Here is a 15,868-nt window from a genome sequence, read left to right on the forward strand (position 1 = left end):
TTCTGCCCCCTCACTTGTTCTTCGGTTGCGCGAAGGGCGGCACGAAGCCGAAGTCTTCATGGTTTGTAAGCACGATGCCTTCGTCGTTCACCACGTCGTCGACCATGATGTATTTGATGCCGTCGCGCTCATAGAGCATGCCGTCGGCGGTAACCCGGTGGGTCTGCACCGAAAGCAGGCTGGTTCCATCGGCGACGTTCTTCGTGTCCTTCCATTTCAGGACCATGTAAACGGTGCCGTCGTCGGCCAGGATGCCGACGGGAATGCCGCCTGCCGCACACCAGAGTGCGCAGGTGTGGTGGGCAGTGCCGCGCACGGCGTCGGGCCCGCCCATCACGCCCGAAAAGTAGCACCAGGTATCTATGATTTCCCCGGTGATCTGAACGTGTTCTCCCTGCGTGCCCTGCGATGCAGTGGCAGGCACGGCAGCCGCAAAAGCCAATGCGGCGCCCAAGACGAATTTTTTCAGCATTGCATTCTCCCCTGAATGCTCATCGTTCTAAACAGACTGAGGCAAGGGTGGGGGAATATGAACGCACGAACCACTCAATTTTTCGTGGGAGTTCCGCGCAGTAGCCGATATGCGCAACGGCAATTTCCTGCGAGGCAAACGATGGGAAATGCTCGATTTCAGGTGTTTTCCCGCCACGGGGTTTATGCAGATGATAAAATCGATCCCGTTTCCTGGTCTTGAAGCCGATCAGGGTGCATGGAGGCGAAATTGTGCCGGATCGATTGGGCGGCTATTCGGGTTTGCGTCTTGAGCGCGGTATTCGCGATGAACCTCGTTCCGCTCGCGGCTCAGGAGGCGTGTGAGCCCGTCGTGCTTCCGCCGGGGGAAAACCAGGTCGTGATTTCCGGCGAGGCTCCGCCGCGATCCCCGGTTTGCTATCTTCTTGAAGGAAGGGAAGGGGACGCGCTTCATCTCAGGCTCCTTGGCGCCGGCAATACGATGTTCACGGTCGTCGGCGTTATCGATGCCCGGATCGACTATCGGTTCCTGATGGAGGGCAAGTCTTACGAGATTCACATCACGCAGATGTTGCAGAGTGACGACCCGGAGCCCTTTCGGCTTCGATTGACGATATCGGGCGGCAAGGAGTCCGGCCTGCTGCTGCTGCGCGACCCGATAGCGATCCGGCGCCTGCAGTCCGTGCTTGGAACCCTGGGGTACGATCCCGGACCTGTGGACGGGATATTCGGCGGCAAGTCGAGGGCGGCTCTGGCCGAGTTCCTCAACGAACATGACATCGGCTTGCCGCCGTTGCCGACGGAAGCCGCCATGCAGGCCCTGACGGATACGCTGAACAGGCTGGCCGCGCGGCTCGATCAGGCGAAGGCGGAAAGGGAATTCAGGCTCAAAGCTCTTTCATGAGATGGGCGAAGGCGAGCACGCCTTCCGGCCAGGGTCCCTGGCCGCTTTCCGTGTTCAGATGCTTGGCGTCGCCTGCATCCAGTAGTTTCGTTCCCCAATGTCGGGAGAAAATCTCGGCACGATCGAAGCTGCAATAGGGGTCGGTGCGGCTTGCCACCTGCCATGCATGAAAGGGCAGGGGATCGAGTGGCAGCGGGCCGAAATGGCGCAGCTTGATGGGGACACGTGCGGGGTCCTCTACATCCGGACAGCAGACGAGGAAGGCGCCGTGAACCTTGCGCGCGATCCTCGGTGCGGCATGGACGACAACCGCAACGCCGAGCGAATGCGCGACCAGAACCACGGGGCGCGTCGATGCCTCGACCTCTTCCACGAGCCGGTCCACCCAGTCGGCAAGCACGGGATCGTCCCAGTCGTCCTGCTCGACGCGGCGCGATGTCGACATCTTCTCCATCCAGCGAGATTGCCAGTGGTCGGGGCCGGAGTTCTGCCAGCCCGGCACGATCAGGACGTCTGCGTCTGCTGCTTTCATTACATATTCCGTCGGAAGTTCGTCTTGTCCGGTCAGTCTCAGGACAGCGGGCCGAAGAAGCCGTTTTTCAGCGAGGCCGCCCAGTCGTCGCGGCCGTTTTCAGATGCCTGCATCGCGGCGCGATCCCAATCATATTCGATCATGCGCTCGGTAAAATCCCATCGGCCACCGGTTTTCGTCGCGATCGCATATCGTGCATGTGGGCTTCCCGACTCCATTACATGATGGTTCGGGTGGTCGTCGTCATAGGAAGGCAGCCCGACACTGCCGGCGTTGAGGATCGTCTGACCCGTGGAAACCCTGATCAAACGCGGTATGTGCGTATGTCCGCAGAATATCAGGGATGCGCTTTCGCCTTCCAGCTTTTCGCGGGTTTCCGCTTCCGACGCCATATGCCCCTTCGGTCCGACGACCTTTTCGGTCAGGTAGACGTTGTCGCGGGTTGGCGTGCCGTGGCAGAGGAAGATTTCCTCGCAAAGTCTTTCCGTTGCCGGCAGCGTCTGCAGCCACTCCCGGCTGGTTTCGCTCAAAAGGGGCAGCGTGAATGCGTCCGAGGCACCCATTTTTTCCAAAGGCCGGTCGAAAAGCTGGCGATCATGATTGCCGCGGATCGTCAGCCAGTTCTTGTCGATCAGCAATTGCGCCGTTTCCTCCGGCCAAAGGGCACCCGAAACGCAATCGCCAAGGTTTACGATCACATCGGGCGCCTGCGCCTTCAAGTCTTCAAGAACGGCCTCGAGCGCGAGAAGGTTGCCGTGGATGTCCGAAATGACGGCAATGCGCATCGATCAACTGTCTCCGAAAACCCGCTTGAAGATCGTGTCGACCTGCTTGGTGTGATAGTCGAGGTTGAAGCGCGAGCGGATTTCTTCTTCCGAAAGTGCGGCACGCACATCCTTGTCCGCCAGAAGCGAATCCAGGAAATCGACCTCCGCATTGCCGGACGTTTGGTAGCTTTCCCAGACCTTCATGGCATTGCGCTGGACGAGGCGGTAGGCGTCCTCGCGCGAAACGCCGGCCTGCGTCAGCGCAAGCAGGATGCGCTGCGAATGCACCAGTCCGCCGAGCCGGTCCATATTGCCGATCATGCGCTCGGGATAGACGACGAGGTTCTCGACGACACCGGTCAACCGCGCCAGCGCAAAGTCGAGCGTCACCGTCGCGTCCGGGCCGATCATGCGTTCCACGGAAGAATGCGAAATGTCCCGCTCGTGCCAGAGCGCGACGTTTTCCATCGCCGGCATGGCATATGAACGGACCATGCGCGCAAGGCCGGTGAGGTTTTCCGTCAGCACCGGATTGCGCTTGTGCGGCATGGCCGATGAGCCCTTCTGACCCTTGGAGAAATATTCCTCCGCCTCCAGCACTTCCGTGCGCTGGAGATGGCGGATTTCGGTTGCCAGACGCTCGATCGACGAGGCGATCACGCCAAGGGTCGCGAAATACATCGCGTGTCTGTCGCGCGGGATCACCTGCGTGGAAACCGGCTCGGGCTTCAGGCCCATCGAGGCCGCCACATGCTCCTCGATGCGCGGATCGATATTGGCGAAGGTGCCGACGGCACCGGAAATCGCACAGGTGGCGATCTCTTCGCGCGCGGCGGCAAGGCGGGCCCGGCAGCGGTCGAACTCCGCATAGGCCTGCGCCATCTTCAGGCCGAAGGTCACAGGCTCGGCGTGGATGCCGTGGGAGCGGCCGATGCAGACGGTGTCCTTGTGCTCGAACGCGCGGCGCTTGAGGGCCGCAAGCAGCGCGTCCATGTCCTTCAGCAGAAGGTCCGTGGCGCGCATGAGCTGGATGTTGAAGCAGGTGTCGAGAACGTCCGAGGATGTCATGCCCTGATGGACGAAACGGGCGTCAGGCCCGACGATTTCCGCCAGATGCGTGAGGAAGGCGATCACATCGTGCTTCGTCTCGCGCTCGATCTCGTCGATGCGGGCGATGTCGAATGTGGCCTTGCCGCCCTTGTCCCAGATCGTCTTGGCCGCTTCTTTCGGAATAACGCCGAGTTCGGCCAATGCGTCGCATGCGTACGCCTCGATCTCGAACCAGATGCGGAATTTCGTCTCCGGTGACCAGATTGAGACCATCTCGGGTCGCGAATAGCGCGGGATCATCGGCGTCGTCCTGTTTGTCGAATTGCCCCTTGAGAGGGCCGGGCAAGCTCGCGCAGGGTCTATCAGAGCCCGCCGAGCTTCTCAACGCGGCGGGTTGGAATTTCGCGCGAAGATCACGGCTTTCGCCGGGCATACAGGAAAGAGACGGCCAAAATCAGCGGCAGTGCGACCGGCAACATCGGGCGCACGCCTCCGACCACGAAAATGTAGCCGGATGACGCACCCGTAAACAGAATTTCCATCAGGAGTCCGCGGGAAAGATGCGTCTCATGCCACTGGCTGTAGTAGATGCGGAACTGAAGGTAGAACAAAAGCGCCGTTATGCCGGCGCTCGTCAGCGTCAGCGCAACGAACATCGCCGCGAACCGAGCGCTGGGCTGGGGGCGGTACTTTGCGACAATGCCCGCCAGGCCGAGTGCGATCGGGGCTGCCAGGAAACTTCCCGCGGCGAATAGCGCCACCGCCACGAGTGAACGTTCGCTCACAGCATAGCCGCGCCCGATCGTCAGCGCGAAATAGGCGCTTGCAATCAGGAATGCCCAAACAAACGCAAAGCCTATCGCCCGCACGCCGTCCCCCATGTTTGCAGTCAGGCTCGGGCGCAAGGGCGGTTTCGTCAAGAAATCGCGGCCCGGGCCGCCGAACGGATCGCCTCGATGTTCGCCCGGTATTCCTCCAGCCCATCTCCCTTGAAGACGGCGGAGCCCGCGACAAGCGCGTTCGCCCCCGCTTCCGCCACAAGCGGCGCGGTTTCCACGTTGACGCCGCCATCGACCTCCAGGTCGATCGGCCGGTCGCCGATCATAGCCTTGATACGGCGGATCTTCTCGATCTGCGAGGGAAGGAATTTCTGGCCGCCGAAGCCGGGATTGATGGTCATGACGAGGATGAGATCGACCGTGTCGAGGATATACTCGATATCGCTCTCGTTCGTGGCGGGATTGATGGAGACGCCCGCCTTTTTCCCGAGCGCGCGGATCGCCATCAGCGAGCGATGCAGGTGCGGGCCCGCTTCGGCGTGGACGGTGATGATATCGGCGCCTGATTTCGCGAACGCCTCAATGTAGGGATCGCAAGGCGCGATCATCAGGTGGACGTCGAAGACCTTGTCGGTATGCGGGCGCATGGCCCTGATTACATCCGGGCCGAAGCTGATGTTCGGTACGAAATGGCCGTCCATGACGTCAAGGTGGATCCAGTCGGCGCCCGCCTTGGCCACGTCGCTGACCTCCTGGCCGAGTTTCGCGAAGTCGGAGGCAAGGATCGACGGGGCAATGACGAGATCTCGAGACATATGGCGCACTCCGGATGGCGGCTGAAACAGGGATGGACGCGCGCTACCACAGGCCTTGCCAAACGGCAAGCGTGAGGCCGCAGATGGGCTTCACAAAACGCCGGTGACTGCCAGAAACCGCCCGTCGGGGCCTTCGAAACCGTGGCTTTCCATGAGAATGAGCACCGCAAAAACCGGGGCGCCCCTGGGGTCCGGATAGTAGGTTACCACGCGCTCGATCCTGTAACGCAGCGGGCATTTGCGGCTGTCTGGTACCGATGCATCATCGTTCAGGACCTGCGTCTTGCCGTTTTGCGAAAGGGCGAGGCGAAAGCCTTTCGTTTGAATGCTGTAGCTCTCGCATTTGGCGTTCGGCAGTTCGAATTCCTCAAGTGTGAGTTCGATCGGCTCGTCGATCGGCGGCACCACGACGCGTGGCCATACGCTCATGACATGCGGATCGGCGGAAAGTTCGGAGCGCGGATTGTGGCCGACGGTCAGGCCCTGATGTCCTATGCCCTTCGCCTCGAGAAGCGCCCGTGCCCTTGCAAGGTTGTCTTCGCGCGCCGAAGCGAGTGCTGCGTCGAAATCGATAGGGTCGATGACTTCGTCCACCTTGCGGAAGGGGCTGCCGTCCACCCATCGGTCTTCTTCGACGTTGATGACGTAAATGCTCGAATAAGGAAAGCCGGAGCCGTCCTGGATGCCGTATTCCTCGAAGGCGAAATACCTGCCGTCTTTCGAAAAGCCCATGATCTCGGTGTTGGCGAAGTCGCCGGCCTTGGCGGGCTGAAGAGCAGCCGCGATGAGGACGAGGAAAGCGGGCAGGAAAAGGGCTGCCGTCATACGGACGGCGAGACATGCGGCTTTCATTTGCGGCGGCTCCTTCGCGCGGACCGGGGGCGGATGCGGGGCGTTCTGCGGCAACAGTGCCACAAACTACGCAGCGTCATCCAGCCCGGCAGCTTCCTGTCTCGCGCCTATTGGCCGGATGATCGCGCGCCGGCGGCTAAGGAGGCGGCGGACTGCCGGGCGATGCGCCGCGCCACTGGCCTCAAAAACAACGGCAGCAGGTAGATCGGCAATTGTCCGAGCCCGAAGAAAAGCCACGCGAGATCCGGCACCGATCCGCCCAGTGCAGCCACGATCAGCCCCATGTTCCGGTTGCCGACCGCATGGGCAAGCACGAAGGCATCTTCGCTTGCCGATGCGCGGAACATCAGCAGCGTCACGCCCATTTGCGAAAGAGCGATGGCGAACGCGGTCACGACGACGCCGATCGTCAGCAACGGGCGCGCGAGGAAGCTGTCCGCTACGCCGTCCATGACGGCGACGGCGAAGAAGAACAAAAGCACGACGCTTAGCCCGTCGATTTCCGATTTCCACGAGACGATACGGTCCGGCCCGGCGATGCGCCGGATGATCCACGCAAGGCCTGCCGTGGCAATTAGCAAGCCGACGAGACGAAGGCCGAGCGAAAGCGGATCGATCGGCAGCGCATCGCCAAGGATGATCTCGCCGATAAAGGGTGCTGTAACCGGCGTCGCCAACATGGCGACGATCAGGAGAGCAAGGCTCAGCCCCCCGTTCAGCCCAAGCAGGGATACGAATGCCGGCGCGGACATGATGGGCGGTGCGGCGGTAACGAGAAACAGTGCCACGCCTATCGCGGGCATGGTCTCGAGCAGGCCCATGCCCTTCACGGCGAAGCCTGATCCGAGAGGGACGGCGAGCATCATCCAGACCACGGCGAGAAGGACGAGCTTCGGGCGGCGCAGCCGTGCAAGAACGTCGATCGGCGCAACGCGCAGGAAGGCGAGAACAAGGAGACAGAAGATCGCTTCCTCGACGAAGGGGCGCACCAGGGACGACAAGGGCGGCAGAGCCATTCCGAGGAACGCGCTTACCGCAACGGCAGGCGTACCGCGATGGCCGAGCCAGCGAAGACCCTGTACTAAGGGTTTGAACATTGGTGCTGATTCTCTCCGGTTGCTGGTTTCGCCGTCCACTCGGATGGCGCAGTATCCGGGAAAGGCACGGCAAGTGGCAAGGCTCTGAATAGGTGCGTAAAGTCGACGTTATCGTTCTGGGCGGAGGTATCGTCGGCATTACCGCCGCGATCTACCTGCGCATGAGCGGGCGCGACGTGCTGGTCGTGGAGCGTGGACGCCCCGGAGACGAAGCCTCGCGGGCCAATGCCGGCGTTTTGATGCGCGAGGGCCTTCTGCCTTTCTCCTTTCCGGACGATCCGCTCAGGCTCATGGGCGCCGTCTTCAACGCATCGCCCCGGTATCGCTACGATCCGCGCGTTTTCTCGAAGTTGTTTACCTGGGCAAGGCGCTTGCGCGAGACATCGGAGCGGGACAATGGCATGCGCTATGCGAATGCCATGGCGGCGCTGCAGCGCACTTCGATCGTCGAGCACAAGGCCCTTGCCAAACGCGCAAGCGCAGAGCGTTTCCTTCGCCCCTCCGGATGGATCAAGCTCTACCGAAGCGATGCCGGGCTTGAAGAAATCGATTCTGAGCTTCACTTCGCAAGGATCTTCGGCACGACCTATGAAGACCTGGATGAACAGCGTCTCTCCGCGCTCGAACCCAATCTATACGCCGGTGAATTCAGCCGGGCGCTCTACTTTCCCGAAAGCCTCTCGGTGTCGAGCCCCGGCGGGCTGACGAAGGCCTATGCCCGGCATTTTCGCGATGTGGGCGGTTTGGTCGAAATCGGCGACGCGCGATCGCTTGAAAGGGATGGCGGCCGCTGGACGGTGAACACGCTTAACGGCAGGGCGAGCGCTGACAATGTCGTAGTTGCGCTGGGCGCGTGGTCGCCGGAGGTTCTGGAACCGCTCGGCATCGAATTTCCGATGATGGCGTCGCGAGGTTACTATCGCCACTTCCGGCCGGACGGAGGCGTCAGCCTGAGGCGTCCCATCCACGATGTCGAGCAGGGTTACGTTCTGAGCCCGATGGAGCGGGGCCTGCGACTTACGACGGGGCACGATTTCACGTCCCTCGACGCGAAGCCCGAGACGGCTCAACTGCGCCGTAACCTGAAGGCGGTGCGGAAGGTATTTCCGCTTGGTCGTGAAGTTCAGGAAAAGCTGTGCTTTGCAGCAAGGCCGCTTCTTCCTGACAGCCTGCCGGTGGTCGGTCATGCGCCAGGTCATGAGGGGCTATGGCTGAATTTCGGCCATGCCGGACATGGCCTTACCACGGCGCCCGCGACGGCTGTGCTGCTCGCGCAGCTGATGAACGACGAAGAACCGTTCACCGATCCATCCCCGCTGTCGCCGCTGAGATTCCGCCTTTAAACCCCCAATCTGCGCTCTAGTTTTCCCGCAAGGGCAAAGCTGCGGTATCCTTGACCGTATGGACGACGATGCGTGACTGGACGTCGGAGACGAGCGTGTTGTCGAGGAGCTTGAGGCGCAGGAAATCGTCGTAATGCTTTATGTCGTCGGCAACGACCTTGAGCAGGTAGTCGACGGCGCCCGTGATCCGTTCGCAGATGACCACTTCCGGCCACCGTTGGATCAACTTGTCGAAGGTTTCCATGTTCTCGCGGCTCGGAACCGTGAGCTTGACGAAGGAATAGGCGACAAAGCTGAGGCCCACGGCCTCCCGGTCGACGACGGCGACGATATGACGGATGACGCCGGTTTCCTTGAGTTTCTTGATGCGCCGCCAGCAGGGCGTCTGGCTCATGCCGGCCTCGCGCGCGATCTCGGCGATGGATAACGAAGCGTCACGCTGGAGAATCCGAAGGACTCGTATGTCCGACGGATCGAGGAGGATTTTTTCGCTCATTGGCCTATCGGCTGAATAAACATTCCGCTTTTTGGGGTGGAGGGTAGCAGGATAGCACAGAAATCCCCCTCAAAAAGAACGAGATTAAGATCGAAAGAATTCTCGGTCGCAAAGCGCGTCAATTGTGCGTCCGCGTTGCGACGGAAGAGGAGGCCGTCGATGAACGCCATTACGAAGCCGATTACACTGGACGACAAATATCTGGCCGTTGCGGGGCGGGTCTATCTGTCCGGCATACAGGCGCTTGTGCGTCTGCCGCTTGATCGCGTCCGGCTCGACCGGCAGGGGAATCTCAAGACAGGCGGCTTCATTTCCGGCTATCGCGGATCGCCGCTCGCCGGCTACGACAGCGAGCTTGAACGTGCGAAAAAGCACCTGAAACCTGCCGATATCGTCTTCAAACCCGGCGTGAACGAGGAACTTGGAGCAACCGCCGTCTGGGGCAGCCAAAAAGTGAGCCAGCACGGCAAGGGTTCCGACTTCGACGGCGTTTTCGGCATCTGGTACGGCAAGGCGCCCGGCGTCGACCGGGCGGGCGACGTCCTGCGCCAGGCGAACGCCAGCGGCACGGCGGCACATGGCGGCGTGCTGGCGCTCGCGGGCGACGATCACCTCGCGAAATCCTCCATCTTGCCGGCGCAAAGCGAATATTTCTTCGAGCATGTGGAAATGCCGGTCTTCAACCCCTCCGACATTCAGGAAGTGCTCGACTACGGCCTCCACGGGCTGGAAATGTCACGATTCGCGGGCCTTTGGAGCGGGCTTATCTGCCTTGCCGACACCATGGACGCCTCGGCGACGATTTCCGTCGATCCGGGCCGGCTGAGTTTTGTGCGGCCCGAAGACCGCGACCCGCGCAAGGACGAGGATCTGAACCGCGTTCTCCTGCTCGGCAACCGCATGGAGACGGAGCGTCTTCTGCGTGACGTCCGCATTCCGGCGGCCCAGGCCTACGTGCTCGCCAACCGGCTTGATCATGTCGCATTCGGAGCGATCAAGCCGCGTATCGGCATCGTCGCGACCGGCAAGGCCTATCGCGACCTGCGCCAGGCGCTCGATCTTCTGGGCATCGACGAGCGCAAGGCGCGCGAGATCGGCCTTGCGATCTACAAGGTCGCCATGCCCTGGCCATTGGAGCCGGTCGGCCTTTCGAAGTTCGCGCGCGGGATCGAGCGGCTTCTGGTCGTGGAGCACAAGCGCGCCTTCATGGAAGGCCAGATCAAGGATATCGCCTACGGCTGGGAGGAGCGGGCAAGGCCCGAAATCTGGGGTAAGAAGACGCCGGCCGGCGCTCCGTTCCTTTCCGACGTTCTGGAACTGACGGTGCAGGAAATCGCGCAAGGGCTGCTGCGTTTCCTGCCCGGCGATTTCGTCACGCCGGACATGCGTTCCGTTACCGAGCGCATGGTCAAGCAGTCCATGTGGGCGCAAGGCCACGCGGAACGCGCGGCCCGCGTTCCCTACTTTTGCTCCGGTTGCCCGCATTCCACCTCGACCGTCGTGCCTGAAGGCGCGCGCGCGATGCCGGGCATCGGCTGCCATGCGATGACGGAAATTCCGGGGCGCACGACCGACGGCCAGATCGCCATGGGCGGTGAGGGCGTGCTTTGGGTCGGCCAGTCGGAGTTTTCCAACGACAAGCATGTGTTCGTGAACGTGGGCGACGGCACCTATTTCCATTCCGCCATCCTGGCGATCCGCCAGGCGCTGTCGTCCAAGGTCTCTATCACCTACAAGATCCTCTATAACGACGCCGTCGCGATGACGGGCGGACAGAAGCTCGACGGCACGCTGACGGTGCCGCAGCTTACCCGCCAGCTCGAAGCGGAAGGCGTGGAGCGCCTTTTCGTCATTTCCGACGAGCCGGAAAAATACATCGGCCGCCATGATCTCGCGCCCGGAACGGGGGTTGCGCATCGTGACGAACTGATGCGTATCCAGAAGGACTTGCAGGAATATTCAGGCGTTTCGGTGATCGTTTACGATCAGACGTGTGCGGCCGAAAAGCGCCGCCGCCGCAAGCGCAAGGAATTTCCCGATCCGGACCTGCGCCTTTTCATCAACGACCGCGTTTGCGAGGCCTGCGGCGACTGTTCGGTGCAGTCGAACTGCATCGCCGTCGAGCCGGTTAAGACCGAATTCGGCGAAAAGCGGCGCATCAACCAGTCGAGCTGCAACAAGGATTTCTCCTGCGTGAAGGGTTTCTGCCCCTCTTTCGTGTGGGTAGAAGGCGCGGACTTGCGCAAATCCGAGGGCTCGGGCGTCGATATCGATGCGCTTCTGGCCGAACTGCCGGACGTTGAAATACCGGCGCTTGGCGCAACGCAGAACCTGTTGATCGCCGGGATCGGCGGCATGGGTGTGACGACGACGGCTGCCGTGCTTGCAATGGCGGCCCATGTGGACGGCAAGCAGGCTTCGACACTCGACATGACGGGCCTTGCCCAGAAGGGCGGGCCGGTGACCTCGCACGTGCGTTTCGCTGCCGCCGACAAGGCGATCGAAGGCCCGCGCGTACCGACCGCAAGCCTCGACGTACTGCTTGCGACCGACATGGTGGTCGCCACCAACGCCGAGCAGTTGGCCCTGATCGACCGCAAGAAAACAGGCGCTTTCGCCAACACGCGCGTCGCGCCCACGGCGGAGTTCGTCATGAAGCAGACGCTCTCCTTCGACGAGATGCGCATGCAAAAGACGCTTGAGGAAGCCTGTCCGCTTTATCTTGCCGTGGATGCGGCGAGCATCGCCGAAAAGCTGCTGGGCGACGCCATTTACGCCAACATGCTTCTCGTTGGCATGGCGTGGCAGGCAGGCCGCCTGCCGCTGACGCTGGAAGCGGTGGAAACCGCGATCATGCTGAACGGTGCGGCGGTGAAGAATAACCTGCGCGCCTTCCGCGCTGGCCGGATTCTGGCGGTTTCTCCGGAAAAGATCGTCAAGGCGCTGCCCGGCAACGAAGGGCCGAAGCAGATGGATCTCGATGAGCGGATCGCCTTCCTGAAAGCTGAACTAACCGCTTATCAGGACGCGGCCTATGCTGAACGCTTTGCAAAGCTGGTGGAAGGAATTCACTTGGTGGATCAGGAGTTTGGCCCCGGAACGATGCGCCTGACTCGAACGATAGCCGACAACCTCTTCAAGGTGATGGCCTATAAGGACGAGTACGAGGTCGCGCGGCTTTACGCCGATCCCGAGTTCGAGAAGAAGGTGCGCGCTCAGTTCGCCAACCCGAAGAAACTGACGGTCATGCTGGCGCCGCCGCTAGTTTCAAGGACGCTCGATCCGAAGACCGGCCGCCCGGCAAAACGCGCATTCGGGCCGTGGATATTTACCGCTTTCCGGATGCTTGCGAAGCTGAAGGGCCTGCGCGGTACTGCACTCGACATCTTCGCGAAAACGGCGGAACGCAAGGCCGAACGGGCCTTGATCGAAAGCTACACGGGCGATGTGAAGCAGATCGAAGGCCTGATCGGCACCGCGAATTACGGGCTTCTGGTGGAAATCGCCCGGGTACCGGATCTCGTGCGCGGGTTCGGCCCGATCAAGGAAGCGAATATGGAGAAGGCGGCGGCAAAGCGCGCCGATCTCTTCGCCCGGCTCGACAAGGAGCACGAGAAGGGCGTCTTCATGGACGCCGCCGAATAAGCGGAACCGCACAAAGGGGAGGCGCCGAGGAGAATTCCGCAAACGCCCGAAAAGGTAATTTCGATGCCTTTGCGGGTGAAAGAGAATTCCTTCGGCGCCGTTTCATCCGAAACGTTCAGCCCAGGACGGCTTCACGTCACCATCCCGAATTGTCGCCGCGTAAATTCCTCGCGCGATCGCCCGCGCCATAGTCGCTGCCGCGAGGGCACCAAGTTCGACCTGCTCGGCCAGCGGATCGACCAATCCCCGCTTGCCCGTCGAGACCGCAAAGATCAGATCCCCATCAAGTGCCGTATGGGAAGGCCAGAGCGCGCGGGCGAAACCGTCATGCGCCATGACGGCGAGGCGTTTCAGCTCACCCTTGGACAGGACAAGATCGGTCGCGATGACGGCGATGGTCGTATTGGCGCCGGGCGAGATCGTATCGAGCTTGGTGCGGATTTCGGAAGTATTGGAGGGAAGTGGTGAGGGAAGGCCAAGGCCGCCGAATTCCGATGACCGCTCGAAGGGGGCCGCCCAGAAGTGCCGGCCGTCGCCGACGGTCGCGGATCCGAGTGCGTTGACGGCGACAAGCGCGCCGACGGTGGCGCCCGATTTCGTGCGGGCCGAGGCGGAGCCGAGCCCGCCCTTCAGGTTTGCCGTGGTGCAGCCGATGCCGGCACCCGCCGTGCCGGTCTCGAAGTCCTGTCCCTTGCCGGAAAGGGCCGCTTCCAGCGCCTGCCGGCCAAGGGATTTGTAAGGGTTGTCCGGTCCCCAGTCCTTTTCGCCGCCGTTCAGGAGATCGAACAGGATCGCGGTGGGAACGATGGGCACGCGTGCCGGACCGACCGCGAAGCCGCGCCCCATTTCCGCCAATGCCGCCTGAACGCCCGAGCCTGCGTCGAGACCGAAGGCGGAGCCGCCGGAGAGCACCAGCGCGTCGACGGCAGGCACGGTCTGCTCCGGTTCCAGAAGGGCAACGTCGCGTGTGCCGGGAGCCCCGCCGTGGATCGCGACGGAGGCCGCCGCCGCCTCATCCGGCAGGACGACCGTGACGCCGGACTTGAGCTTCTCGTCGCCGGCATTGCCGACGCGAAGGCCCGGAACGTCAGTAATGAGATTGCGCAGCTCGCTCATATTCGTTTCCGCCGGCCTGCCTGCCCAGCCTGCATGTCTGCAATGGGCGGCGCGTCAAAGCTTGTGGTAATCGCGGTCGAGATAGATGAGCGCGCCTTCGGCATTGCCGAGGCTGGTGGCGACCACATGGCCGAAGATGACCGAATGGGTGCCGGATTCCAGGATCTCCGTCACCTCGCAATCGAGCGCGACGCGCGCGCCCTCCATGACGGGAGCGCCGGTGGCAAGCGTGAGCCAGGACGCGGTGGCGAAACGCTCGTCCATGGAAAAGCCCTTGCGGCCGGCGAAGGCATCGGAAACGTGTTGTGCGCTGGCGGGCAGGGTATTGAGGCACAATACCCGGTTCTTGCGGATGCCGGCGTTGAGCCGCGCATCGCGGTGAACGCAAAGGAGGATCGTCGGTGGCGTATCGGTGACGGGACAGACGGCGGAAACCGTGGCGGCGATGCGCCCGCCCGGACCGTCGGTGGTGACGACGTGGACGGCGGCGCCGATCCGGCTCATCGCCTCGCGAAACGCGGCGGCGTCGAGCGGCTTGCCCGTCGCTTCGGCGGTATCTTCCTGCCGCAGTGTCCGCATGACCGTCATACCCTCTCCCCCGGTCTCCGCGCTATCGCTAGAGCGCTTGCCCTGAAAGCGAAATCGCTTTCGTGACAAGAAATCGCTCCAGAATCTATATCTTGAGCATATCCTCATCGCGAAATCCGATCCTGATTTCGCGGGATATGCTCTAGCCTTTTGACCGGCTTAAACCAAAAGGCCGCGCAATGCATCATTACGTAACGACGCTTACGGTCCGGTTAAGCGACATCGTGGAACGGCGTGTATTGGATTAACGAACCGCTCAGATTGCAAGCACGCCCTGATGAATTTCAATATATTGCGCGTGGTCCCGTGATCCATGGCCAAGGCAATCGTAACAAACGCTATTCGGCCAATTCCGCGTGATGGTCCTGCCGGAAGGGGCGAAACATGCTTCGATATTTGGCAGGTGTCAGGCCCGTCGAGCGCTTGAATAGACGGCGGAAGAAGGCCGGATTTTCATAGCCCACGCGTGCGGCAACATCTTCGCTCGGGCAACTCTCGCGCTCCAGGATGCGTTTTGCTTTCTCGATGCGAAGATTTTGCACGTAGTGGATCAATGTCGATCCGGTCGCAGCCCCGAAACGGCGCTTGAGAGACCGTTCGGGAATGCCGGATCGGGAAACGGCTTGCGTGACCGCCGCAGGCTCCGCAAAATTTTCGGCCAGCCAGTCCTGAACCTTGCGCACGACCGAATCCGCATGCGGGCGATAGCGAACGAGGCTTGCGTAGGGTAGCTGGCCCTCGCCGTGCCACTTGAGCAGATAGACCTTTGCGATCCTCAGCGCTTCTTCCGGGTCGAGATGCCGGGCGATGATGTGAAGGGCAAGATCATGCCACGATGATGCCCCGCCCGCCGTAACAATGCGCCCGCCGGGGTCGGCGAAAACGAGGTTCGGCTCCGCCTGAAAACGCACCTTCGGATAGTGCGTCCTGAAAAGATCGGCATAGGCCCAGTGGGAGGTCGCCTCGCGCCCGTCGAGAAGCCCCGTGGCGGCAAGCAGGACGGACCCGGAGCAGGCGGAATAAAGATGCGCGCCTGCGCGGTATTTCGCACGGATCCAGTCGATCAACTCCGGATAGCGGCCCGACAGGTCCTCATCCATCGCCAGCCAGAGTTCGGGCAGGATGAGGATGTCGCAGGGCGGATCGTCGCGAACGACAACGTCCGGATGGACGGGAATGCCGTTACCGCAGCGGAATGTGTTCTTGCGCAAGGAGACGATGCGCGTGCGAAAGCTTTTTCCGCTCATCTCCGTCCCGACCATTTCCTGCCACAGGCGGCCTGCCGCCGCCAGAACGTCGATCATGCCGTAAAGCGCCGATCCCGCAGTCTCCGGCAGGGCGAGGATGAGCGTTTCAATGTCCCCGTCTTGCTTGTGCGCCATGGCGCATCCGCTTTCGTGGCACGAATGGATC

General features: G+C 61.8%; 15 protein-coding genes. 3 read left to right on the forward strand and 12 right to left on the reverse strand.

Annotated features, from left to right (window positions below):
• Positions 1–10: 10 nt before the first annotated feature.
• Positions 11–472 carry a hypothetical protein gene (locus GR183_RS02555; RefSeq protein ID WP_160774006.1) on the reverse strand — a complete coding sequence of 154 codons (462 nt, stop codon included), beginning with the start codon at positions 470–472 and terminating at the stop codon, positions 11–13.
• A 288-nt stretch (positions 473–760) separates the two neighbouring features.
• Here GR183_RS02555 and GR183_RS02560 point away from each other — a divergent pair, with 288 nt between their 5' ends.
• Complete coding sequence (locus GR183_RS02560) at positions 761–1,375, forward strand: peptidoglycan-binding domain-containing protein (RefSeq protein ID WP_160774007.1); 615 nt, start codon at positions 761–763, stop codon at positions 1,373–1,375.
• Here GR183_RS02560 and GR183_RS02565 read toward each other — a convergent pair.
• The 7 genes from GR183_RS02565 to GR183_RS02595 form a co-directional block, all read right to left on the reverse strand.
• A complete protein-coding gene (locus tag GR183_RS02565; RefSeq protein ID WP_160774008.1) occupies positions 1,359–1,907 on the reverse strand; it encodes an RBBP9/YdeN family alpha/beta hydrolase in 549 nt (182 codons plus the stop codon). The genes GR183_RS02560 and GR183_RS02565 overlap by 17 nt on opposite strands.
• A gap of 38 nt (positions 1,908–1,945) precedes the next feature.
• On the reverse strand, positions 1,946–2,692 hold the full coding sequence (locus tag GR183_RS02570; protein ID WP_160774009.1) for a metallophosphoesterase family protein: 747 nt from the start codon (positions 2,690–2,692) through the stop codon (positions 1,946–1,948).
• A 3-nt stretch (positions 2,693–2,695) separates the two neighbouring features.
• On the reverse strand, positions 2,696–4,024 hold the full coding sequence (gene purB / locus GR183_RS02575; protein ID WP_160774010.1) for an adenylosuccinate lyase: 1,329 nt from the start codon (positions 4,022–4,024) through the stop codon (positions 2,696–2,698).
• A gap of 113 nt (positions 4,025–4,137) precedes the next feature.
• Entirely contained in the window at positions 4,138–4,644 is a 507-nt protein-coding gene (locus GR183_RS02580; protein WP_160774011.1) for a hypothetical protein, read from the reverse strand.
• Entirely contained in the window at positions 4,641–5,318 is a 678-nt protein-coding gene (gene rpe, locus GR183_RS02585) for a ribulose-phosphate 3-epimerase (protein WP_160774012.1), read from the reverse strand. Before rpe ends, GR183_RS02580 begins: the two co-directional genes overlap by 4 nt.
• Positions 5,319–5,408: 90 nt before the next feature.
• Positions 5,409–6,170: a DUF2259 domain-containing protein gene (locus GR183_RS02590; protein WP_208999729.1), complete on the reverse strand. Its 762-nt coding sequence runs from the start codon at positions 6,168–6,170 to the stop codon at positions 5,409–5,411.
• A 107-nt stretch (positions 6,171–6,277) separates the two neighbouring features.
• Positions 6,278–7,267 (reverse strand): bile acid:sodium symporter family protein, encoded by a 990-nt coding sequence (locus tag GR183_RS02595; protein WP_160774013.1) that lies wholly within the window; start codon positions 7,265–7,267, stop codon positions 6,278–6,280.
• A gap of 92 nt (positions 7,268–7,359) precedes the next feature.
• Between GR183_RS02595 and GR183_RS02600 the strand changes: the two genes are divergently transcribed.
• A complete protein-coding gene (locus GR183_RS02600; RefSeq protein ID WP_160774014.1) occupies positions 7,360–8,610 on the forward strand; it encodes an NAD(P)/FAD-dependent oxidoreductase in 1,251 nt (416 codons plus the stop codon).
• A gap of 16 nt (positions 8,611–8,626) precedes the next feature.
• Here the strand turns inward: GR183_RS02600 and GR183_RS02605 are convergent, their stop codons facing one another.
• Entirely contained in the window at positions 8,627–9,106 is a 480-nt protein-coding gene (locus GR183_RS02605) for an Lrp/AsnC family transcriptional regulator (RefSeq protein ID WP_160774015.1), read from the reverse strand.
• Between the two features lie 159 nt (positions 9,107–9,265).
• Between GR183_RS02605 and GR183_RS02610 the strand changes: the two genes are divergently transcribed.
• Positions 9,266–12,751, forward strand: coding sequence for an indolepyruvate ferredoxin oxidoreductase family protein (locus tag GR183_RS02610; protein ID WP_160774016.1), 3,486 nt, complete (start codon positions 9,266–9,268; stop codon positions 12,749–12,751).
• Between the two features lie 102 nt (positions 12,752–12,853).
• On the opposite strand, the gene GR183_RS02615 is transcribed toward GR183_RS02610, so the two are convergent.
• From GR183_RS02615 to GR183_RS02625, 3 genes are all read right to left on the reverse strand, one after another.
• Positions 12,854–13,867 (reverse strand): P1 family peptidase, encoded by a 1,014-nt coding sequence (locus GR183_RS02615; RefSeq protein ID WP_160774017.1) that lies wholly within the window; start codon positions 13,865–13,867, stop codon positions 12,854–12,856.
• A gap of 54 nt (positions 13,868–13,921) precedes the next feature.
• Entirely contained in the window at positions 13,922–14,455 is a 534-nt protein-coding gene (locus GR183_RS02620) for a flavin reductase family protein (protein WP_244313582.1), read from the reverse strand.
• 338 nt (positions 14,456–14,793) lie between these two features.
• On the reverse strand, positions 14,794–15,837 hold the full coding sequence (locus GR183_RS02625) for a GlxA family transcriptional regulator (RefSeq protein ID WP_160774018.1): 1,044 nt from the start codon (positions 15,835–15,837) through the stop codon (positions 14,794–14,796).
• Positions 15,838–15,868: the final 31 nt, after the last annotated feature.

The organism is Stappia sediminis (assembly GCF_009826895.1).
GTDB lineage: Bacteria > Pseudomonadota > Alphaproteobacteria > Rhizobiales > Stappiaceae > Hongsoonwoonella > Hongsoonwoonella sediminis.

Coding starts and splice junctions, on each gene's coding strand:
- purB (WP_160774010.1), bottom strand. CDS start 4,024: ATGATCCCGCGCTATTCGCGACCCGAGATGGTCTCAATCTGGTCACCG.
- GR183_RS02620 (WP_244313582.1), bottom strand. CDS start 14,455: ATGACGGTCATGCGGACACTGCGGCAGGAAGATACCGCCGAAGCGACG.
- GR183_RS02605 (WP_160774015.1), bottom strand. CDS start 9,106: ATGAGCGAAAAAATCCTCCTCGATCCGTCGGACATACGAGTCCTTCGG.
- GR183_RS02610 (WP_160774016.1), top strand. CDS start 9,266: ATGAACGCCATTACGAAGCCGATTACACTGGACGACAAATATCTGGCC.
- GR183_RS02565 (WP_160774008.1), bottom strand. CDS start 1,907: ATGAAAGCAGCAGACGCAGACGTCCTGATCGTGCCGGGCTGGCAGAAC.
- GR183_RS02555 (WP_160774006.1), bottom strand. CDS start 472: ATGCTGAAAAAATTCGTCTTGGGCGCCGCATTGGCTTTTGCGGCTGCC.
- GR183_RS02590 (WP_208999729.1), bottom strand. CDS start 6,170: ATGAAAGCCGCATGTCTCGCCGTCCGTATGACGGCAGCCCTTTTCCTG.
- rpe (WP_160774012.1), bottom strand. CDS start 5,318: ATGTCTCGAGATCTCGTCATTGCCCCGTCGATCCTTGCCTCCGACTTC.
- GR183_RS02615 (WP_160774017.1), bottom strand. CDS start 13,867: ATGAGCGAGCTGCGCAATCTCATTACTGACGTTCCGGGCCTTCGCGTC.
- GR183_RS02625 (WP_160774018.1), bottom strand. CDS start 15,837: ATGGCGCACAAGCAAGACGGGGACATTGAAACGCTCATCCTCGCCCTG.
- GR183_RS02570 (WP_160774009.1), bottom strand. CDS start 2,692: ATGCGCATTGCCGTCATTTCGGACATCCACGGCAACCTTCTCGCGCTC.
- GR183_RS02595 (WP_160774013.1), bottom strand. CDS start 7,267: ATGTTCAAACCCTTAGTACAGGGTCTTCGCTGGCTCGGCCATCGCGGT.